This is a genomic window from Kocuria sp. CPCC 205258 (assembly GCF_040981005.1).
Lineage (GTDB): Bacteria > Actinomycetota > Actinomycetes > Actinomycetales > Micrococcaceae > Kocuria > Kocuria rosea.
This window is the reverse complement of the sequence record NZ_JAVKPS010000001.1, coordinates 315805-335443: the sequence shown is the minus strand read 5'-3', so window position 1 is coordinate 335443 and position 19639 is coordinate 315805. Positions and strand designations below refer to the sequence as shown.

Sequence of the window (19639 nt, the reverse complement as noted above, 5' to 3'; positions counted from 1 at the left end):
CCACGCCGGGGACCCGCGTCCGTCACAGTTCGGAGCTGCAATGGAACTCGTCACCGATCTCGTGGGCACCCTCGGCGGCTGGGTGTGGAACGTGGTCTTCGCCATCCTCATCGGGGTGGGCCTCTACCTGACCGTCCGCACCGGCGTGGTGCAGCTGCGGCTGGTCCCGGAGATGTTCCGGGTGCTCAACGACAAGCCCGGTCTGGCCGAGGACGGCCAGAAGGGCATCTCCGCGTTCCGGGCCTTCACCGTCTCCGCCGCGTCCCGGGTGGGCACCGGCAACATCGCCGGCGTCGCGATCGCCATCAGCCTGGGCGGGCCGGGCGCCGTGTTCTGGATGTGGGTGATCGCCGGCATCGGCGCGGCCAGCGCGTTCACCGAGTCCCTGCTGGGCCAGCTCTACAAGATCAAGGCGCCCACCGGCTACGTGGGCGGGCCCGCCTACTACATGGAGCGCGGCCTCGGCGCGCGCTGGATGGGGCTGCTCTTCGCCGTCGTGATCACCCTCACCTACGGGTTCGTGTTCAACTCCGTGCAGTCCAACTCGATCGTGGACGCGCTCGGCGGCTCCCTCGGCGTGGACATCGCCGCGGCGGAGGCCCTGTGGTTCCGGATCCTGGTCGGCGCCGTGCTCGTGGGGCTGACCGCCGCGATCATCTTCGGCGGCATCCGCCGGATCTCCGCGGTCTCCGAGATCGTCGTCCCGATCATGGCGGTGCTCTACCTCCTGCTGGGCCTGCTCGTGGTGTTCCTGAACTTCGGCGAGGTCCCCGCCGTGCTCGGCCAGATCCTCGAGGGGGCCTTCGGCATCCGCGAGTTCGTCACCGGCGGGCTGATCGGCGTCATCATCCAGGGCATGAAGCGCGGCCTGTTCTCCAACGAGGCCGGCATGGGGTCGGCCCCCAACGCCGGGGCCACCGCGTCCGTGTCCCACCCCGCGAAGCAGGGCTTCCTGCAGGCGCTCGGCGTGTACTTCGACACCTGGCTGATCTGCTCGATCACCGCGTTCATCGTGCTCCTCTCCAACCCCGAGTTCGGCGGCCGGGAGGGCGCGTCCCTGACCCAGTCCGCGCTGGCTCTGCAGCTGGGCAGCTGGGCGGTTCACTTCCTGACCGTGGCGATCTTCCTGTTCGCGTTCACCTCCGTGATCGGCAACTACTACTACGGCGAGTCCAACGTCCGCTTCCTCACGGGCTCGCCCGCGGCGATGACCGCCTACCGCGTGCTCGTGCTGGTGTTCGTCTTCGGCGGCGCCGTGCTGGCCCTGGACCTCGTCTGGTCCCTGGCCGACCTGTTCATGGCGGTCATGGCCACCATCAACCTGGTGGCCCTGGTGCTGCTCGCCGGCGTGGCCGTCCGGGTGCTCCGCAACTACGAGGCCCAGCGCAAGCAGGGCCTCGAGCCGATCTTCCACAGCGGCGACGTCCCGGGCCTGTCCGGGCTCGGCGCGTGGGACGGCACCGACGTGGTGACCACCCGCGGCTACTGGGACGAGCTGGCGCAGAAGCCCACGAGGACCCGCTGACGGGCACGGAGCAGCAGGCCGGGGCCGGGACCGCGTGGCGGCCCCGGCCCCGGCCCATCTACAGTGAAGTCATGGAATCTCGTACGGACATCGACGCCTCGGCCCTGCGGCAGCTGCAGGCCCCCCTCAAGGAACGCTACCGGGAGCACCCCGAGGAGGCCCGCACACCCCTGCACGCCCGCGGCGACTTCCGCGACCCCGGGCTCACGACCACCGTCGACACGTGGGCCGGGCCGGCGCGGGCCGGCCTGCACGCCGCCACCGGCGGTGACGGCAGCGACGCCTGCTCCGGGGACATGCTCCTCGACGCGCTCGCGGCCTGCGCGGGCGTGACCCTGCGCAGCGTGGCGACGGCCATGGGCGTGCCGATCCGGTCGGCCGAGCTCCGCGCGGAGGGCATGTTCGACGCCCGTGGGACGCTGGGCCTGGACCGGTCCGTGGCCGTGGGGGTCCAGGACGTCGTCCTCACCGCCCGCCTCGACACCGACGCCGACGACGCCACCCTCCAGCGGCTGGCCAAGTCGACCGAGCGGTACTGCGTGGTCAGCCAGAGCCTGAACACGGACGTGGCGTTCGTCGTCGAGCGCGTGTAGCGGCCGCACCCTCGCCGGACGCGGAACGGCTCCGTGCGCCCCGGGGCGCACGGAGCCGTTCCGCGTTCAGGACAGGACCTGGCGCTTCGACGAGATGACCCCGGTGTTGAAGCCGGCCAGGTGGAGCCCGCCGTGGAAGCGGGCGTGCTCGATCTTCAGGCAGCGGTCCATGACCACGGAGAGCCCGCCCTCCTCGGCGATCCGGGCGGCCTCCTCGTGCCAGGACCCCAGCTGCAGCCACAGGGTCCTCGCCCCGACGGCCACGGCCTCGCGGGCCACGCCGGGGAGGTCGTCGTGGCGCCGGAACGCGTCGACGACATCGGGCGTCTCCGGCAGGTCCGCGAGGGACGGGTAGACGGGCCGGCCCATGATCTCCCGCAGCGCCGGGTTGACGAAGTACACCCGGTACGGCGAGGAGGACAGCAGGTAGGTCGAGACGAAGTAGGAGGCGCGGGACGGCTTGTCGGACGCGCCCACGACGGCGATCGACTCGGTGCCGTGCAGGATGCTCAGCCGCTCGGGCGCGCTCGGCCCCGTCCACGTGCGGGTCTCGGCGGTCATCGGAGCGCTCCTTCGGTCGTGACGTCGGCGGCGTCGGCAGCAGCAGCGGCGTCGGCGGTGTCGTCGGCGGTGGCACCGGCCGGGGCACCGGCCGGGGCGCCGGCCGTGCGGCCGGGTGTCTCTCGGGGCAGGCCGGTGGCCGCCGTGAGGGCCTGGTCGAGGTCCCAGAGGATGTCCTCGACGTCCTCGAGGCCCACCGACAGGCGGATGAGGTCCTCCCGCACCCCCGCGCCGACCAGCTGCTCGGCGCTCAGCTGCTGGTGCGTGGTGGAGGCCGGGTGCAGGACGAGGGTGCGGGCGTCGCCGATGTTGGCGAGGTGGCTGGCCAGCTGCAGGTTCTCGATGAAGCGCGCGCCGACCTCCCGCCCTCCGAGCCGGTCCGTGGGGGAGACCCCGAACGCGAACACGGAGCCCGGGCCGAGGGGCAGGTACCGCCGGGCCCGCTCGTGGTGGGGGTGGCTCGGCAGCCCGGCCCAGTTGACGTAGGAGACCCGGGGGTCCTCCTCCAGCCACCGCGCGACGGCCCGCGCGTTGGCCAGGTGCGCGTCCATGCGCTGCGGCAGCGTCTCCACGCCCTGGAGCAGGTTCCAGGCGGACTGGGGCGCCAGGGCGGGGCCGATGTCCCGCAGCTGCTCGGTGCGCAGCCGGGTCAGGAATCCGTACTCCCCGAAGTTCCCCCACCAGGTGACGTCGTTGTACGTGGGCACCGGCTCCGTCATGGACGGGAAGTTGCCGTTCGCCCAGTCGAAGCGGCCGGACTCGACGACGACGCCGCCCAGCGTGGTGCCGTGCCCGCCCAGGAACTTGGTGGCCGAGTGGATGACGATGTCCGCCCCGTGCTCGATCGGGCGGACCAGGTACGGCGGGGTCATGGTCGAGTCGACGACCAGCGGCACGCCGGCCTCGTGCGCGACCGCCGCCAGGCCCTCCAGGTCCGCGACATCGCCGGAGGGGTTGGCCACGACCTCCGTGTAGACGGCCTTGGTGCCCGGGCGCACCGCCGCCCGGTAGTCGGCGGGGTCGGTGCCGGGGACGAACGTGGTCTCGATCCCGAAGCGGCGCAGGGTGACGTCCAGCTGGGTGACCGTGCCCCCGTAGAGCTGGGCGGAGGCCACGATGTGGTCCCCGGCCTGGGCGAGCGCGGCGAACACGAGGAACTCGGCGGACATGCCGGAGGCGGTGGCCACGGCGCCGATGCCGCCCTCGAGGGACGCGATGCGCTCCTCGAACGCCGCGACGGTCGGGTTGCCGATGCGGGAGTATATGTTGCCGTACTTCTGCAGGGCGAACAGGTTGGCGGCGTCGTCGGCGTCCTTGAAGACGAACGAGGTGGTCTGGTAGATCGGGACCGCGCGGGCGCCGTGCTCGGCGTCGGGGGTGCCCCCGGCGTGCAGGGCGCGGGTGCGGAACCCGAACTGGTGGTCGGCCATGGGGAAGCTCCTCGTGCGAGTGGTGCCGCTGGACGGTCCCGGGCGTCAGGAGGGTCCCGGCGGGGGTGCCGGGGGTACGGTGCCCCATCGGTCCTGGCGGTAGCACCGTGCGGTCTGCGACGTCGACCACGGTTGCTGCGGCGTCGTCGGTCCAGGCCCCTCGGCCGCTCGGGATGGTTGCCTCCCATTGTGCTGCCCGGGGCCGCCCCGCGCCAACCGCGGGCCCGGGCCGGCCCGCCCCGCACACGGGGCGGGCCGGCCGGGGCGCTATGATCTGCGCCATGCGCGGAAGGCGCCCGCCTTTCCCGCGCCCACGACGCTGCGGAGGACCAGGTGACGAGGACACGGCACTACACCATCGACGTGATCGCCGGCGACGGCATCGGCCAGGAGGTCATGCCGTCCGCGCTGCGCTGCGTCGACGCGCTGGCGCAGGCGCACGGCTTCACCGTCGACTGGCGCGAACGGGGGTGGGGCTCCGACCACTACCGGGCCCACTCCCGGATGATGCCCGTCGACGGCATCGAGCAGCTCGCCTCCGGCGACGGCGTCCTGCTCGGGGCGGTGGGCGCCCCGGACATCCCCGACGACGTCACCCTGTGGGGCCTGCTGATCCCCATCCGCCGCGAGTTCCACCAGTACGTCAACCTCCGGCCGATCCGGATCCTCCCGGGCGTGACCTCGCCCCTGCGCGGGCTCGACGAGCTGGACCTCGTCGTCGTCCGCGAGAACATCGAGGGCGAGTACTCCGAGGTCGGCGGCCGGCTCTACCGCGGCCGGCCCGAGGAGATGGCCGTCCAGGAGTCCGTGTTCACCCGCGCCGGCGTCACCCGGATCGCCCGCTACGCCGCCGAGCTGGCCCAGCGCCGCACGGGCCGGCTGGTCTCGGCCACGAAGTCCAACGGCATCATCCACACCATGCCGTTCTGGGACGAGGTCGTGGAGGCCACGGTCGCCGAGTACCCGGGCGTGACGGTCGAGAAGGTCCTCATCGACGCGCTGGCCGCCCGGATGGTCCTCAAGCCGCGGAGCGTCGACGTGATCGTCGCCTCCAACCTCTTCGGCGACATCCTCTCCGACCTCGCCGCCGGGGCGGCCGGCTCGATCGGTGTCGCCCCCAGCGCCAACCTGAACCCGGAGAAGACCCACCCGTCCATGTTCGAGCCGGTGCACGGCTCCGCCCCCGACATCGCCGGACAGGGCATCGCCAACCCCGTGGGCACGATGTGGGCGGCCGCCATGATGCTGGACCACCTCGGGGAGACCGGGGCGGCCCGGCACCTGGAGTCCGCCTTCGAGCAGACCATGGCCGGCGGCACCCTGACCGGGGACCTCGGCGGGACGGCGAGCACGGAGCAGTTCACGCAGGCCGTGCTGGCCCGGTGCACCGACGCCCCCTGACGCAGGAGGTGGCACGACCAGGGGGCCCGTGGACACCCACGGGCCCCCCTGTGCCGGGACGAGGACGGGCTAGATCACCAGGCCCAGGGCGAAGGGCCCGATGAGCACGGTGAAGATCGTGATCAGGATGACGCCCACGATGTTGAGGACGATGCCGCCGCGCACCATCTCGGCGATCTTGACCTGGCCGGTGGCGAAGACGATGGCGTTGGGCGGGGTGCCCACGGGGAGCATGAACGCGCACGTGGCCGCCAGCGCGGCCGGGATGAGCAGCGTCATGGGGTCCACCCCGATGCCGACGGCGACGCCGCCCAGGATCGGGATGAAGGTGGCCGCCGTGGCGGTGTTGGACGTGATCTCGGTCAGGAGCAGGACGATCGTGACCACCGCCGCGAGCAGCAGGACGATCGGCAGCGCGCCGAGCCCGGAGACCTGCGCGCCGAACCAGGCGTCCAGGCCCGTGCCGGCCACGGCGGCGGCCAGCGACAGACCGCCGCCGAAGAGCAGGAGCACGCCCCACGGGAGGCCCTCCTCGGCGTCCTTCCACTCCAGGGTCATGTTGCCCTGCTTGTCCCCGGGGAGCAGGAAGAGCAGCACGCCGGCGCCGATGGCGACCACCGTGTCGTCGAAGAGGTCCAGCCAGGGCAGCTGCTCGCCGATGGTGCCGATGCCGGACAGCAGCCCCGGGACGATCCAGAAGAACGCGGCGATGACGAACACGGCCAGCACGGTCTTCTCGCCCTTGCTCATGGGCCCCAGGGCGGCGATCTCCTCGTTGATCAGCTCCTTGCCGCCGGGCACCTCCGCCAGGTTGAAGCGGAAGATGACGCGGGTGATGAGCAGCCAGGCGAGACCGATGAAGACCACCACGATCGGCACGCCGAGCATCATCCACTGCGCGAAGCCCACGGTCCGGTCCAGCTCGTCGCTGATGTAGCCGGCCACGATGGCGTTGGGCGGGGACCCCAGCAGGGTGCCGAGGCCGCCGATGGTGGCGGCCCAGGCGATCGCCAGAACCAGGGCCACGCCGAACAGGCGCACGTCGCGGTCGTCGATGACGTCGCTGATGGCCTTGCCGCCGCGGATGTCCTCGCCCATGGCCTCGGTCTCGGCCCGGGTGCCGGCGTTGCGGCTGTTCTCGACCACCAGGGTCAGCACGGACAGCCCGATCGGCAGCATCATCAGCGTGGTCGCGGTGTTGGAGACCCACATGGAGAGGAAGGCCGTGGAGATCATCAGGCCGAGGATGATCTGCCGCGGGTGGGTCCCGACCCGGCGCAGGGTCAGCAGCGCGATCCGGCGGTGCAGGTTCCACTTCTGCATGGCGATCGCGATGAGGAAGCCGCCGAGGAACAGGAACACGATCGGGTTGGCGTAGGGTGCGGTCGTCTCGGCCACGGTGAGCGCCGTGAGCACCGGGAAGAGCACGATGGGCAGCAGCGAGGTGATGGACAGCGGCACCGCCTCGGTCATCCACCAGACCGCCATCAGCGTGGCGACCGCACCCACCACCCGGGCGTCGGCCGAGACGTCCGCGCCGCCGAGCAGGAACCAGACCAGGAAGGCCAGCAGCAGGCCGAGGCCGCGGAAGAGCCAGGTCTTCGCCGCCGGGCGGGCAGGTTCACGGTCGTCGGGCTCGTAGTCGAACTCGCCCTGCTCGGGGACGATCTTTCCGGGGCGCTCGCTCATGTGATCCACCTCATGGTCTCGGGGGCGTGCCCGAAAGGTAGCAGTCACGTCACCGGGCGGCAAGGCGCGCCGCGCCGGGTCATCCGGGGTCCGGGGCGTCCCTGCTCCGGCGCGGGAAACGGTTGCGCAGGTTCTCCTGCGCCACCGCGGAGAGGTTCTCGATCGGCAGCCCGGCCGGGCAGACCTCCACGCAGTCGCCGAGCAGGGAGCAGGGCCCGAACTGCTCCTCGGAGGCGTCGATCACCCGGGCGGAACGCTCCCGGCGCTCGGCGTCGTCCTTGGCCAGCGGCGGCAGCTCCCGCAGCATCGTGCCCACGAACAGCTGGCCGGACCCGTTGGGGCAGGACGCCACGCACGCCCCGCAGCTGATGCAGCCGCCGTTGGCCAGGGCCTTCATCGCCACCGGGAACTTGCCCGCCTTGGCCACGAGGCGCAGCGCCTTCTTGTCCACGGAGAGGTCCCGCTTGACCGGGAAGGACGCCGCCCGCAGCGGCTCGATGCGCACGCGGTCCCCGTCCCGGTAGGCCCCCAGGTGCTGCATGCAGCTCGCGGCGTTGCGCTCGGGGCCGTGCGCCACGCCGTCGACCGTCACCCCGCACTTGCCGCAGACCCCTTCGCGGCACCCGTCGTCGAAGACCACCGGGTCCTCGCCGGCGGCCTCCAGCTGCGCGTTGATCCGGTCGAGCAGCTCGAGCACGGTCATGTCCGGGCTCGCGTCCGGGACGTCGTAGGCCGTGAAGTCCCCGGGCTCCTCCGGGGAGGGCTGGCGCCACACGTCCACGGTCAGGGAGAAGGTGCTCACTCGCTCGGGTCCTTGTCGTCTCGAAGAAGGCCGTCCTGCAGGAGGTCGTCCCGCAGACGGGGGAGGGTAGCCACGGGGCTCAGCGCACCGCGCGGGTCAGCACGGCCACCGGGATCGTGGTGTTGCCGGCGGCCACCGCGGCGCCGAACGCGTTCGCGGCGATCCGCAGCCGCCGCTGGAAGCGCCGGTCACCGCCCACGCCCACGTCATTGGCGATCTCCGGGATGCCGTGCACCAGGTGGGCGGCCAGCGCCGCCATGGACAGAGCGTAGGCGGCGGCCACCGGCGGGCGGGAGAGGCTGGCCACGAGGTTGGCGTGGGCGCTGCCGTGCTCGAACCCCCGGGCCGCGGCGGGCCGGGCGCCCAGGGTCAGGTCGAGCACGTGGAAGAGGGTGAACAGCCCCAGCACGCCGCCCGTGCTGCGCATCGAGCGCTTCGCCACCGTCCACGGGGAGCGACGACGGCCCCGCGGGCGCCGGCCGGTGCGCGGCAGCAGCGTCCCGTTCGCCGCCCAGGACCGCGCGGTGAGCACCGCGGCGGCGCCCGTGTGGACCACGAGGCCGGTGGCGAGCACGCCGCGGGCCGCCCAGAGCACCGTGCCGCGCGGCAGCACGGGGGCGCCCGCCGTGCGGAGGAGCTCGGCGTAGGCGTCGAACTTCTCCGCGCCCTGGTAGACCTTCAGGTTCCCCAGCATGTGCACCAGCACGTAGCCCGAGAACAGGGCGCCGGAGGCGGCCATCGCGAGCTTGAGGTCGGTGTTCGGCAGGGCGGGCAGCAGCCCGTCCGGCGCGGAGCGGGCCGTGCCTGCGGGGCGGGGGGAGTCGTTCACGGCATTCATCCTAGGGGCGGTGCGGGCTGAGGCGTCACAAGTCTCAACGTCCTTGCGGAGAGGGTCGCGGACCGTCACGGAGCCGCGCCGAGGGGTCGTTTCCCGCCTCCGCCGACCCCCTGCGCCGGCCTCCGCCCCGGCGCGAGGGGTCGTTTTCCGCCGGTGCGAGCAGCTCATTCCGACCGAAAGCGACCCCCCGCGGCCGGAGGAGCGCCGGAAGCGACCCCTCGCGGCGGGGGCTAGCGCCGTGCGGCCAGGACGTCGGCGATGCGCTCGAGGGACTCCTCGTTCTGCAGCGAGGACCGGTCGCCGAGGGGGGCGCCCTCCCACAGCTGCGCGAGCAGCCGCCGGGTGATCTTCCCGGACCGGGTCTTCGGCAGGTCGGGGACCGCCACGACCGCCCGCGGCTTGGCGATCGGCCCGATCTCGTGCGCCACGTGCTCGCGCAGGGCAGCGGTCAGCTCCTCCGCCGGGACCCGGCCGGCCTCGGGGGTCAGCACCACGTAGGCGAGCACCGCGTGCCCGGTCAGCTCGTCGCGCACCGGCGCCGCGCCGGCCTCCACCACCCACGGGTGGGTGACGAGCGCCGACTCGATCTCGATGGTGGACAGCCGGTGCCCGGAGACGTTGATGACGTCGTCGACCCGCCCCAGGATGTAGATGTCGCCCTCCTCGTCGTAGCGGGCGCCGTCCCCGGCCAGGAACCAGCCCTGCTCGGCGTAGGCCTGCCAGTAGGAGGAGAGGTAGCGCTGCGGGTCGCCCCACACGGTGCGGGCCATCGAGGGACCGGTCCGGTCCACCACCACGAAGCCCTGCACCCCGGGCGGGACCGTCTCCCCGGCCTCGTCGACCACGCGGGTGGAGATCCCCGGGACCGCCCGGGTCGCGCAGCCGGGCTTGAGCGCGGTGCGCGGGGCTCCGTCGTCGAACGTCCCCGGGGGCGCGAACTGGGGGTCGTGCGGCCTTGGGGACATCACGGTGGCGCCGGTCTCGGACTGCCACCACGTGTCCACAAACGGCACCTCGTCCCTGCCCAGCTGCGCGCGCAGCCAGCGCCAGGCCTCGGGGTTGATCGACTCGCCCACGGAGCCGAGCAGCCGGATCGAGTTGAGGTTGTAGAGCGGCGGGACGCCCTTGGGGAACGCGCCCATCAGGGAGCGGATCAGCGTGGGCGCCGTGTAGTAGGCGGTGACCCCGTAGCGCTCGATCACCTCGAAGTGCCGGCCCCAGTGCGGGGTGTTCGGGGTGCCCTCGTAGATCACCTCGGACACGCCGTTGACCAGCGGCCCGTAGATCTCGTAGGTGTGCGCGGTGACCCACGCGAGGTCCGCAGTGCACCAGTGGACGGTCGAGTCCACCTTCGCGGGGTCGTTGACGGTGGCCAGCTCGTCCGGGCGGAGCCGGCCCTCGTCGTCGAGCACGTCCGGTAGCAGGTCGAACAGCAGCGCGTGGGTGTAGGCGGTCTGCACGAGGTAGCCGCCCATCGTGTGCACCAGGCCCTTGGGCCGTCCGGTGGTCCCGGAGGTGTAGATGATGAACAGCGGCGTCTCGGCGTCGAACGCCTCGGGCACGTGCACGTCGGACTGCTCGGCGACCAGCTCGTGCCACCACACGTCCCGCCCGCGCGTCCACGGGACCGCGTCCTCCTCCTTGGAGTGCGTTCCCCGGGTGCCCCGCGGCAGGTCCGTGCGCCCGGGCCGGGAGGTGCGGCGCACGACGACGACGTGCTCGACCGCGTTGTCACCGCTGCAGGCCTCGTCGGCCACGGCCTTCACGGGCACCACGGCGCCGCGCCGGTGCTGCCCGTCCGTGGTCACGAGGACCTTGGCGCCGGTGTCCTCGACGCGGAAGCGCAGCGCCTCGGCGGAGAACCCGCCGAAGACCAGGGAGTGCACCGCGCCGATGCGGGCGCAGGCCAGCGTGATGATGACGGTCTCCGGGATGACGGGGAGGTAGATCACCACCCGGTCGCCCTGCTCCACGCCCAGGGCGAGCAGGGCGTTGGCGGCGCGGGAGACCTCCCGCTGCAGGTCGGCGTAGGTGTAGACCAGCCGGTCCCCGGGCTCGCCCTCGAAGTACAGGGCCACGTGGGCGCCGCGGCCGGCCTCGACGTGGCGGTCCACGCAGTTGTGGGCCACGTTGAGCCTGCCGCCCTCGAACCACGCGATCTCCGGGACCGACCAGGTGGGGCCGCCCTGCTCGTCCGTCCCGAGCCGCCGCGGGGCCTCGAAGCGGTGCGCGGTGGTCCACGGCCGCGCCCAGTCGAGGCGCGACGCCTGCGCCTCCCAGAAGGCGATCCGGGCCTCGTCCGAGACCAGGGCGGGATTGGGGGTGGGGGAGGAGGGGTCGCTCCAGCTGAAGCTCACGGTGCTGCTGTCCTTTCCGGCCGGCACGGACGACGGTTCCACTGTGCCAGGCGCACGTGTCAGGCCCATTTCTTGGCGGCCCACTTCTCGAAGACCCCCAGCAGCGCGTCCGTCGCCTTGCCGAGCACCGCGAGCAGCACGATGGCGAGGAGCAGGCGGTCGGTGCGGCCGTTGTTCTGCGAGTCGGTGAGCAGCCAGCCCAGGCCCATGGAGGCGCCCAGCAGCTCGGCGGCCACGAGGAACAGCCACGCCTGGGCCAGGGCCAGGCGCAGCCCCGAGATGACCGACGGCATGACGGCCGGCAGCTGCACCGTGGTGAGCAGGCGCAGCCCGTGCAGCCCGAACGCCCGCGCCGCCTCGATGAGATTGCGGTCCACGTGCTGCAGGGCCGCGGACACCGTGGTGTAGACCGGGAAGAACGCGCCGATGGCCACCAGCGTGACCTTGGAGTCCTCGCCGAGACCGATCCACAGCAGCAGCAGCGGCACCCACGCCAGGGACGGCACCGCGCGGAACGCCCCGATCGTGGGGCCCACCAGCGTGGAGCCCCAGCGGGAGAGGCCGATGAAGGACCCGGCCACGAGGCCGAGCCCGGCGCCGATCAGGAAGCCGATCAGCACGCGCTGGGTCGAGATGCCCACGTGGGTCCACAGGTCCCCGCCGGCCAGCAGGCCGATCCCGGCCTCGAGCACCGCGAGCGGGGCCGGCAGCTGCACGGCGCTGAAGACCCCGGCGGTGGACAGCACGTGCCACAGGACCAGCAGCGCGGCGGGCAGCAGCAGGCCCAGCCCGGTGCGCAGCAGCGGCCGCCGCCGGGGGGCCGCGGCGGGGGCGTCCTCGAGACGCTGCGCCTCCTCGGCGGGGGCCAGGGGCTGCGTCACTGCCCGGCCCCGACCAGCTCGGCCGCGCGGGAGGCGTCGGCGTTCTCGGCGTAGGAGCTCTCCACGATGCTCCCGAGCGCCTCGTCGATCTGCTCCTGGCCGGCCACGTCGTCGGACTCCACGAAGATCGGCCCGACCTTCTCGAGGACCGCCAGCTGCTCGTCGCCCGGCACGTGGTCGATGTCCAGGTTGGTGCGCTCGAGCACCTTCTCGGCCACGGACAGCTCGATCCCGGCCGCCTCGGCGAGCAGCTGCGCGGTCTCCTCCGTGTTCTCCTGCGCCCACTGCCGGGCGTAGGCGTAGACGTCCACCACGGTCTGGGCGGCCTCGGGCTGCTCCTCGAGGAAGCTCTCGTGGGCGTTGAGGAAGCCGTAGGTGTTGAAGTCGACGTTGCGGTAGAACAGCTCCGCGCCGTTCTCCTCCGCGGCGGCCATGATCGGGTCGAGCCCGGACCAGGCGTCCACCTGGCCGTTCTCCAGGGCAGCGCGGCCGTCGGCGTGCTGCAGGTTCTGGATCGTGACGTCCCCGGCGTCCACCCCGGCCTCGTCGAGGGCCTGGAGCAGGAAGAAGTACGGGTCGGTGCCCTTGGTCGCGGCCACGGTGCGGCCCTCGAGGTCCGCGACCTCCTGCACCTCGCTGCCGGCGGTGGTGACCAGGGCGGACCACTCCGGCTGCGAGTAGAGATCGATCACCCGGATCGGGGTGCCGTTGCTGCGGGCCAGCAGCGCCGCGGAGCCCGCGGTGGAGCCGATGTCCACCGCCTCCGCACGCAGCGCCTCGTTGGCCTTGTTCGACCCGGCGGACTGCACCCACTCCACCTCGATGCCCTCCTCGGCGAACGCGGTCTCGAGCCAGCCCTTCTCCTTGATCACCACGGAGAGCGGGTTGTAGGTGGCCCAGTCCACGCGGACGGTGCCGTCCCCGGCGGCCTCCGCGGGCGGCTCACCGGAGCCCTCGCCGGCCATGCACCCGGTCAGGCCGAGGGCCAGGACGGCGGCGAGTGCGGGGACGGTGCGGACGGAGCGCTGGGGCAGGGGCATGGCGGAGCCTTTCGTGGTGGACGGACGGTGCCGGGCGGCGCAGGCGGGTGCCGCCGCTGGTCCGGGGCGGGGAGTCGGGGTGGGGGCGGGCCGCGTCAGCGGGTCGCGGGGTGGTGGGTGTCGACGCCGAGGTGGCCGAGGAGCTGCACGCGCAGCTCGGCGAGGACCTCGGAGGCCCGGTCCCGGGGGCGTTCGCCGGGCACGGCGAGGATGGTGCTGATCGAGGCGGGGGCGGTGGGCCCGGTCCGGCCCAGGACCACGATCCGGTCCGCGAGCTGCAGCGCCTCGTCGACGTCGTGGGTGACGAGCAGGACGGTGGTGGGCTGGGCCGCGTGGATCGTGAGCAGCAGGTCCTGCATCTTCAGGCGGGTCAGGGCGTCGAGCGCGCCGAAGGGCTCGTCGAGCAGCAGGACCCCGGGATTGCGGGCCAGGGCCCGGGCCAGGGACGCGCGCTGGGCCATGCCGCCGGAGATCGCGCGGGGACGATGGCCGGCGTGCGCGGTGAGCCCCACCAGGCGCAGCAGGTCGTCGATCACGGCGTCCCCCTCGTCCCGGGGGATTCCGCGGGGCAGGCCCAGGCGGACGTTCTCGCGCACCGAGCGCCACGGCAGCAGGCGGGGCTCCTGGAAGGCGACCGCGCAGCGCGGGTCGATGCCGGACACGGGGGTGCCGTCGATGAGCACCCGTCCGGCCGAGGCGGTGTCGAGCCCCGCCGCGGCCCGGAGGAGCGTGGACTTGCCGCACCCCGAGGGCCCCAGGACCGCCAGGACCTCGCCGGGCCGGGCCGTGACGTCGACGTCCTGCAGGACGTGGTGGGTCTCGCGGCCGGACGGGAAGGCCTTGCCGACGTGCTCGAAGGCCACGGAGAAGGCGCGCTTCGCGGTGCCCGGTGCGGTGGCCGGCGCAGAGCCCAGCAGGGAAGTGCTCATGATCAACTCCATCGGTCCTGGCATTAGCACCTCGCACGGAGGATCAGACGGATCCGTGCCGGTTGCTGCGACGTCGACGAGCCAGGTCTCTCAGCCGCTCCGGATGGTTACACCACCAATTGAACGTCCTCGGCGTGTTTCCTGGCAAATCCGTCGCATCCGTGGTGATCGCGACACATCCCTGGCATGGGAGCCCTCCGTGCCCCACCATGGACCCATGACGAGCCGCAGAAGCCCGGCCCGGGCGGACCTGGTGCGCGACGCCTGCACGGCGTTCGGCGCGGTCCTCGACGGGCTCGGCGACGACGACTCCTGGGCCGCCACGGGCTGCCCGGGGTGGTCGGTCCGGGACCTCACCCACCACTGCGCGATGGACGCCCTGCGGGGGCTGGTCGCCCTGCACACGCCCACCACCGCCCGCCCCGACCGGGACGCCGCGACCTACTGGACCGACTGGGGCGGCGATCCCGCGGAGGCCGCCGAGGCCCGGCGCCACACCCGCGTGGCCGCGTCCATGGTCCTGGACTGGGAGCCGGTGCGCGCCCTCCACCGCGAGACCACCCGGGCGCTCGTGCACGCGGCGCAGCACTGCGGCGACGGCGCGGTCCGCACCCAGGGGCATGTGCTGCGCGTCGAGGACCTGCTGAGCACCCTCGCGGTGGAGGCCACGGTGCACCACCTGGACCTGATCCAGCACCTGGACGGCTCCCCGGGTCCCGCCGTGGACGGGCTCGCCGAGGTCCGCCGGGTCCTCACCGACCTGTGGGAGCGGGAACCGCTCGAGCACTGGAGCGACGAGCACTTCGCCCGCGTGGGCACCGGCCGGGCGGAGCTGACCGCCCAGGAGCGTGCGGAGCTGGGCGCGCACGCGGACCTCCTGCCGCTCTTCTCCTGACCTTCCCCCCTCCGCGAGGTCGCCGACACGTGCAATCTCGCGGAGGAAGAAGGAGGGGGAACGGGTTCCGTGCCAGGCTGGGGGCATGAGCCGCAACGACCCCGCCGTCATCGACCGCCTCATGACCCGGCCCGGCCGGTGGGCCGTGGTGGGGCTGACCGGCAACACGGCCCGTCCGGCGCACTCGGTGGCGAAGCGGATCCGGGACGACCTCGGCATGACGATCGTCCCGGTCAACCCGAAGGGCGAGCCGGTGCACGGCGAGCCCGGCCGTCGCACGCTCGCCGAGGTCCCGGGGCCGATCGACGTGGTGGACTGCTTCGTGAACTCCCGCCGCGTCGGCGCGGTGGTGGACCAGGCCATCGCCGTGGGCGCCGCCGCGGTGTGGCTGCAGCTGGGCGTCGTGGACGAGGCCGCCGCCGCCCGGGCGGAGCGGGCCGGCCTCGACGTGGTCATGGACACCTGCCCCCTGATCGAGCTCCGGTCCCTGCTCCGGCGGGGCTGGACCCTGGACCCGGGCCGGACCCCGCCGCTCGCCCCGCCCGGCTGAACGACCCGGCTGAGCGACCCGGCGGAGCCGCCCGTACCGGATCGGCACCGTCCCGCCGCCGGCCGGGACGGTCCCCGTGCGGCGGGACCGCACGGGGGTTGCACCCGGTCAGGGGCCACCCGCTAAGCTGTCCCCCGACGACGATGACGAGTCCCGACACGAAGCTCTGGCTGGTCGGGCGGCAACCCTCTCCCGTAGCGGGGTGCCCCAGATGAACATCGGGCCGCGGTGCACGTGCTCCGCGGCAAGTACGGCGCCCACCAGTGCGTCGGACCCGCGGGCAGGTCTCCACGACGCACGGGCGCGGGTCGGCATCGACCCGGGAGGAACACCCCATGAGCAAGCGCATCGCCCTGAACGCCTTCGACATGACCTGCGTGGGCCACCAGGCCCCCGGTCTGTGGAAGCACCCCCGCTCCCGGGCGGACGAGTACAACACGATCGAGTACTGGACGGACGTCGCCCAGGTCCTGGAGAAGGGGCTCTTCGACGCGCTGTTCCTCGCGGACGTCGTCGGGTACTACGACGTCTACCAGAACTCCGCGGCCCCGGTGATCCGGGACGCCACCCAGATCCCGGTCAACGACCCCTTCATGCAGATCTCCGCGATGGCGGCCGTGACGAAGCACCTCGGCTTCGGCGTGACGAGCGCGATCACCTACGAGCAGCCGTACCCGCTCGCCCGGAAGTTCGCGACCCTCGACCACCTCACGAAGGGCCGGATGGGCTTCAACGTGGTGACGTCCTACCTGAAGTCCGCCGCCGAGAACCACGGGCTGACGGAGCAGATCTCCCACGACGAGCGCTACGAGATCGCCGAGGAGTTCATGGAGGTCTGCTACAAGCTCTGGGAGGGCTCCTGGGAGGACGGCGCGGTCCGGCGCGACCGGGTCAACGGGGTCTTCGCCGACCCGGCGCTCGTCCACCCCATCCAGCACCACGGCAGGTACTTCGACGTCCCCGGCATCGGGCTGACCGAGCCGTCCCCGCAGCGCACGCCGCTGATCTTCCAGGCCGGGGCCTCCTCCCGCGGGCGGGCGTTCGCCGGCCGCCACGCGGAGGCGGTGTTCGTGGGCGGCATCCGCCCGGACCTGACCCGGGTGGTGACCGACAAGCTGCGCGACGAGGCGGAGGCCAGCGGCCGGAACCGGGACGACCTCAAGATCTTCGCCATGCTGCACGTGATCGTCGACGAGACCGACGCGAAGGCCGAGCAGAAGCGCCGCGACTACGAGCGGTACGCGGACACCGACGGCGCGCTGGGCCTCGTGGGCGGCTGGTCCGGGCTGGACCTGGGCCGCTACGACGAGAACGACGTCCTGGAGTACATCAAGACCGACTCGATCCAGTCCTTCCTGACCCCCTTCACCACGGCCGACCCGCACAAGAAGTGGACGATCAAGGAGGTCGCCAAGCACATCTCGATGGGCGGCATGGGCGTGCCGATCGTGGGGTCCCCGCAGACCGTGGCCGACGAGCTCGAGCGGTGGATCGACGAGGGCGGGCTGGACGGCATCAACCTCGCCTACCACGTGTCCCCGGGCTCGTTCGAGGACTTCGTGGAGTGGGTCGTGCCGGAGCTGCAGAAGCGCGGCCGCTACCGCACCGGGTACGAGGGCACCACGCTGCGCGAGAACCTCTACGGCAAGGGGCAGACCAAGGTGCTCGGCACCCACCCCGCCGCCGCGTTCCGGGGCGCCTACGCGGGCAGGCCCTCCGCCGCGGACACCCCCGCCCGCCAGCTGGCCCTCTGAACCCCGTCCCCTGACCCCGCGGCTCCGCCGGGAGCGCGGGGCAGGGCGCGGACGAGGGGCCCCCGCGTGCGGGGGCCCCTCGTCCGCGCCGGGTCAGGACGCCGGTGCGGCGCTCCAGCGCAGCAGGGCCGCGACGTCCGTGCCGTGGGGCAGCGCCCCCGGCGGCACGAAGACGGGTCGGCCGTCGGTCAGCACCGCGGCGCGCACCAGCGCGGCGTCGGCGGAGACCCGGCCCAGCACGCCGGCGCCCACGGCCTCCGACTCCTCCAGGGCGATCCACGGCTCGGCGTCCAGGGCGATGAGCTGCTGCTCCGTGTCCAGGTGGGTGTCGTCGAGCAGCAGCGTCTCCGCCTGGGCCTGCTGCAGGGCCGAGACCACGGGCGCCATCCCCGAGACGGCGGTGGGGTCCGCGCGTCCCTGCTGCTCGGCGAGCCGCTCGAGCAGCGCCTGCTGGCGGTGCGCCACGACCTCCGCCACGCGCTCCTCGACCTGGTGGTCGAAGTCGGCGGACTTGCTTCCCTCCGCCCGGGTGTTGGCGTCGACGACGCTCAGCATCGCCCGGGTCGCCTTGGACAGCTGCTCCTCGACCAGGCCCCGGGCCCGCAGGTCCCCGGCCAGGACGACGAGCTGCGCCCCGCTCTCGGCCACGACCTTGTCGATCTGCTCGGCCACCTGCTCGGTGTTGCGCCGCCACACGTCCTCCGTGTGCCGCTGCCAGCGTCCCTGCGACCAGCCGCCCCCGGGGAACTTCTTCAGGTGCTCGGTCTCGCCCTCGATCTGCTGCTCGTCCGCGGCCCGGACGCGGCTGGCGTGCTGGAGGCAGATCTCGCCGCCGTCCCGGCCCACCTCGGCGACCACGTACGGGAAGTCGTCCGGGCGGTGCCGGAACAGGGGCGTGAGATCGGGGACGTCCTCCACCTGGAGGACACCGCGGCCGGCCCGGGGACCGGGGAGGACCTCGTCGATCTCCACGGTGCCTCCGCGCACCAGCAGGTACCGGCACACCGGGTCCGGCACGCCCTCGGCCGGGCGCACGGCGGCCTCCACCGCGGCGAGGTCGGCCTTGCTCGCGCCCTGGCGCTCCAGCTCTCGGCAGATGTTCTCCGGAAGCACGTCGATGGCGTGCAGCGAGTCGACGGTGCCGGTGCTGATGTCCGTGTACACGGTGCACCAGGGGCCCTTGCTCTTGAACAGTTCGGCGTAGCGGTGGAATCGGCTCGTCATGATCGACAACTCCTGCTGTTGAGCGGTGCTTCCTGTGGTGCAGACCACGTTATCCGACCACCAGGGGGCTGGGAACAGACGACCCGACGAGTAGGGTCGGAGGCACACGACCGGCCCCACGGCCGGTGGTCCCGCAGGTCCCACGACGCAGGAGGCAGCCATGAGCGACGTACCCGAGTACGACGAGGCCGACCGGCTCGAGCAGTCGATCGACGCCGATCAGCAGGATCTCGACGACCAGGACGAGGAGGCTCCGGTGCACGCGCCCGACCGCTCGGAGGCGTCCTCCCTCGAGGCGAACCCCGACGACCTCGTGGAGCAGGACCAGGAGGTCGTCCTCGACGAGCCGCAGGAGGTCTCCACGCTCGAGGAGGAGTGAGCCGCGCACCGCGCGGGGGCACGGACCCCGCGCGGTGCGTCACACCGCGGACCAGCCGCCGTCCGAGGGCATGATCACGCCGTTGACGTTGGAGGCGTCGTCGCTCGCGAGGAAGGCGATGACGGCGGCGACCTGCTCGGCCGTGGCCGTGTAGGGGATGTTCTGCATGAACCCCGCCATCCGCCCGGGGAAGAGGTCCGAGACCATGGGCGCCTCGATGCCCGTGGCCGTGGCGCCGGGGGCGACCGCGTTGGTGCGGATGCCGTCCGCGGCGTGCATGAGGGCGGTGCTCTTCGTCAGCCCGGCCACGGCGTGCTTGGAGGCGGTGTAGGCGGCGCCCGCGGCGGAGCCGCGCAGGGCCGCCTCGGAGGCCACGTTGACGATCGCGCCCCGTCCGGAGGCCCGGAGCAGCGGGATCGCCGCGCGGGTCAGCCGCATGACGGAGCCGACGTTCACGGCGAAGACCCGGTCCCACGTCGCGTCGTCCACCTCGGCGACGGACTCGAAGCGGTCCATGATCCCGGCGTTGTTGACCAGCACGTCGAGCCGCCCCTCGGTCGCCGCCAGGACGCGGCCCACCGCCCCCTCGTCCGTGAGGTCCGCGAGCACGGGGAAGAGTGGCAGGCGCGGCGCGCCCGCCACCAGGGCCTCCAGCCGCCGGGCCGACAGGTCGACCACCACCACCGTGGCTCCCTCGCCGGCCAGGCGCAGCGCGGTGGCGCGCCCGATGCCCGAGCCCGCCCCGGTGACCACGGCGGTCCTGCCGGTGAAGCGATGGGTGTCCACGGTTC

Annotated in this window: 18 protein-coding genes and 2 riboswitches; of the genes, 7 read left to right on the top strand and 11 right to left on the bottom strand. The window is 73.0% G+C overall.

The genetic code is table 11. The features are described from left to right. The first annotated feature begins 40 nt into the window (after positions 1 to 40). Positions 41 to 1525 (top strand): alanine/glycine:cation symporter family protein, encoded by a 1485-nt coding sequence (locus RF644_RS01550; RefSeq protein ID WP_368795076.1) that lies wholly within the window; start codon positions 41 to 43, stop codon positions 1523 to 1525. 71 nt (positions 1526 to 1596) lie between these two features. Beyond that, the gene (locus RF644_RS01545; protein WP_368795075.1) at positions 1597 to 2118 is read left to right on the top strand and encodes an OsmC family protein; all 522 of its coding nucleotides are present in this window, start codon (positions 1597 to 1599) and stop codon (positions 2116 to 2118) included. Positions 2119 to 2184: 66 nt separating this feature from the next. Here the strand turns inward: RF644_RS01545 and RF644_RS01540 are convergent, their stop codons facing one another. Next, positions 2185 to 2679 carry a CoA-binding protein gene (locus RF644_RS01540; protein ID WP_095649797.1) on the bottom strand — a complete coding sequence of 165 codons (495 nt, stop codon included), beginning with the start codon at positions 2677 to 2679 and terminating at the stop codon, positions 2185 to 2187. Then, positions 2676 to 4109: an O-acetylhomoserine aminocarboxypropyltransferase/cysteine synthase family protein gene (locus RF644_RS01535; RefSeq protein WP_368795074.1), complete on the bottom strand. Its 1434-nt coding sequence runs from the start codon at positions 4107 to 4109 to the stop codon at positions 2676 to 2678. Before RF644_RS01535 ends, RF644_RS01540 begins: the two co-directional genes overlap by 4 nt. A 333-nt stretch (positions 4110 to 4442) precedes the next feature. Between RF644_RS01535 and RF644_RS01530 the strand changes: the two genes are divergently transcribed. Further along, on the top strand, positions 4443 to 5510 hold the full coding sequence (locus RF644_RS01530; RefSeq protein ID WP_017833128.1) for a tartrate dehydrogenase: 1068 nt from the start codon (positions 4443 to 4445) through the stop codon (positions 5508 to 5510). A 69-nt stretch (positions 5511 to 5579) separates the two neighbouring features. On the opposite strand, the gene RF644_RS01525 is transcribed toward RF644_RS01530, so the two are convergent. From RF644_RS01525 to RF644_RS01495, 7 genes are all read right to left on the bottom strand, one after another. Then, positions 5580 to 7199, bottom strand: a complete 1620-nt coding sequence (locus tag RF644_RS01525) for an SLC13 family permease (protein ID WP_109268521.1) — start codon at positions 7197 to 7199, stop codon at positions 5580 to 5582. Positions 7200 to 7278: 79 nt separating this feature from the next. Further along, on the bottom strand, positions 7279 to 8001 hold the full coding sequence (locus tag RF644_RS01520; RefSeq protein WP_017833855.1) for a 2Fe-2S iron-sulfur cluster-binding protein: 723 nt from the start codon (positions 7999 to 8001) through the stop codon (positions 7279 to 7281). Positions 8002 to 8080: 79 nt separating this feature from the next. Next, positions 8081 to 8839 carry a succinate dehydrogenase gene (locus tag RF644_RS01515; protein WP_368795073.1) on the bottom strand — a complete coding sequence of 253 codons (759 nt, stop codon included), beginning with the start codon at positions 8837 to 8839 and terminating at the stop codon, positions 8081 to 8083. A gap of 230 nt (positions 8840 to 9069) precedes the next feature. Continuing rightward, positions 9070 to 11196, bottom strand: coding sequence for an AMP-binding protein (locus tag RF644_RS01510; RefSeq protein ID WP_368795072.1), 2127 nt, complete (start codon positions 11194 to 11196; stop codon positions 9070 to 9072). Positions 11197 to 11255: 59 nt separating this feature from the next. After that, positions 11256 to 12077, bottom strand: coding sequence for an ABC transporter permease (locus tag RF644_RS01505; protein WP_095649792.1), 822 nt, complete (start codon positions 12075 to 12077; stop codon positions 11256 to 11258). Continuing rightward, positions 12074 to 13117: an aliphatic sulfonate ABC transporter substrate-binding protein gene (locus RF644_RS01500; RefSeq protein ID WP_017833860.1), complete on the bottom strand. Its 1044-nt coding sequence runs from the start codon at positions 13115 to 13117 to the stop codon at positions 12074 to 12076. Before RF644_RS01500 ends, RF644_RS01505 begins: the two co-directional genes overlap by 4 nt. Before the next feature lie 95 nt (positions 13118 to 13212). Then, complete coding sequence (locus tag RF644_RS01495) at positions 13213 to 14046, bottom strand: ABC transporter ATP-binding protein (RefSeq protein ID WP_109221903.1); 834 nt, start codon at positions 14044 to 14046, stop codon at positions 13213 to 13215. Positions 14047 to 14051: 5 nt separating this feature from the next. After that, positions 14052 to 14156: riboswitch (SAM riboswitch) on the bottom strand. Positions 14157 to 14263: 107 nt separating this feature from the next. On the opposite strand from RF644_RS01495, the gene RF644_RS01490 reads away from it, so the two are divergent. The 3 genes from RF644_RS01490 (at position 14264) to RF644_RS01480 (ending at position 17245) form a co-directional block, all read left to right on the top strand. Next, entirely contained in the window at positions 14264 to 14941 is a 678-nt protein-coding gene (locus RF644_RS01490) for a maleylpyruvate isomerase N-terminal domain-containing protein (RefSeq protein WP_368795071.1), read from the top strand. 85 nt (positions 14942 to 15026) lie between these two features. After that, a complete protein-coding gene (locus tag RF644_RS01485; RefSeq protein ID WP_368795070.1) occupies positions 15027 to 15491 on the top strand; it encodes a CoA-binding protein in 465 nt (154 codons plus the stop codon). A gap of 142 nt (positions 15492 to 15633) precedes the next feature. Continuing rightward, positions 15634 to 15748, top strand: a riboswitch (SAM riboswitch). A gap of 78 nt (positions 15749 to 15826) precedes the next feature. Next, the gene (locus tag RF644_RS01480) at positions 15827 to 17245 is read left to right on the top strand and encodes an LLM class flavin-dependent oxidoreductase (RefSeq protein ID WP_368795069.1); all 1419 of its coding nucleotides are present in this window, start codon (positions 15827 to 15829) and stop codon (positions 17243 to 17245) included. A 93-nt stretch (positions 17246 to 17338) separates the two neighbouring features. Here RF644_RS01480 and RF644_RS01475 read toward each other — a convergent pair whose 3' ends face one another. Further along, a complete protein-coding gene (locus RF644_RS01475) occupies positions 17339 to 18469 on the bottom strand; it encodes a Vms1/Ankzf1 family peptidyl-tRNA hydrolase (RefSeq protein ID WP_368795068.1) in 1131 nt (376 codons plus the stop codon). A 160-nt stretch (positions 18470 to 18629) separates the two neighbouring features. On the opposite strand from RF644_RS01475, the gene RF644_RS01470 reads away from it, so the two are divergent. After that, on the top strand, positions 18630 to 18848 hold the full coding sequence (locus RF644_RS01470; protein ID WP_017833866.1) for a hypothetical protein: 219 nt from the start codon (positions 18630 to 18632) through the stop codon (positions 18846 to 18848). A 39-nt stretch (positions 18849 to 18887) separates the two neighbouring features. Here the strand turns inward: RF644_RS01470 and RF644_RS01465 are convergent, their stop codons facing one another. Beyond that, positions 18888 to 19634 carry an SDR family NAD(P)-dependent oxidoreductase gene (locus RF644_RS01465; RefSeq protein ID WP_284563270.1) on the bottom strand — a complete coding sequence of 249 codons (747 nt, stop codon included), beginning with the start codon at positions 19632 to 19634 and terminating at the stop codon, positions 18888 to 18890. Positions 19635 to 19639: the final 5 nt, after the last annotated feature.

Bases quoted from the DNA above. Each gene is read 5' to 3' on its own strand.
- RF644_RS01545 (WP_368795075.1), top strand. From the start codon at position 1,597: ATGGAATCTCGTACGGACATCGACGCCTCGGCCCTGCGGCAGCTGCAG.
- RF644_RS01550 (WP_368795076.1), top strand. From the start codon at position 41: ATGGAACTCGTCACCGATCTCGTGGGCACCCTCGGCGGCTGGGTGTGG.
- RF644_RS01495 (WP_109221903.1), bottom strand. From the start codon at position 14,046: ATGAGCACTTCCCTGCTGGGCTCTGCGCCGGCCACCGCACCGGGCACC.
- RF644_RS01525 (WP_109268521.1), bottom strand. From the start codon at position 7,199: ATGAGCGAGCGCCCCGGAAAGATCGTCCCCGAGCAGGGCGAGTTCGAC.
- RF644_RS01485 (WP_368795070.1), top strand. From the start codon at position 15,027: ATGAGCCGCAACGACCCCGCCGTCATCGACCGCCTCATGACCCGGCCC.
- RF644_RS01490 (WP_368795071.1), top strand. From the start codon at position 14,264: ATGACGAGCCGCAGAAGCCCGGCCCGGGCGGACCTGGTGCGCGACGCC.
- RF644_RS01475 (WP_368795068.1), bottom strand. From the start codon at position 18,469: ATGACGAGCCGATTCCACCGCTACGCCGAACTGTTCAAGAGCAAGGGC.
- RF644_RS01535 (WP_368795074.1), bottom strand. From the start codon at position 4,109: ATGGCCGACCACCAGTTCGGGTTCCGCACCCGCGCCCTGCACGCCGGG.
- RF644_RS01515 (WP_368795073.1), bottom strand. From the start codon at position 8,839: ATGAATGCCGTGAACGACTCCCCCCGCCCCGCAGGCACGGCCCGCTCC.
- RF644_RS01480 (WP_368795069.1), top strand. From the start codon at position 15,827: ATGAGCAAGCGCATCGCCCTGAACGCCTTCGACATGACCTGCGTGGGC.
- RF644_RS01500 (WP_017833860.1), bottom strand. From the start codon at position 13,117: ATGCCCCTGCCCCAGCGCTCCGTCCGCACCGTCCCCGCACTCGCCGCC.
- RF644_RS01470 (WP_017833866.1), top strand. From the start codon at position 18,630: ATGAGCGACGTACCCGAGTACGACGAGGCCGACCGGCTCGAGCAGTCG.
- RF644_RS01540 (WP_095649797.1), bottom strand. From the start codon at position 2,679: ATGACCGCCGAGACCCGCACGTGGACGGGGCCGAGCGCGCCCGAGCGG.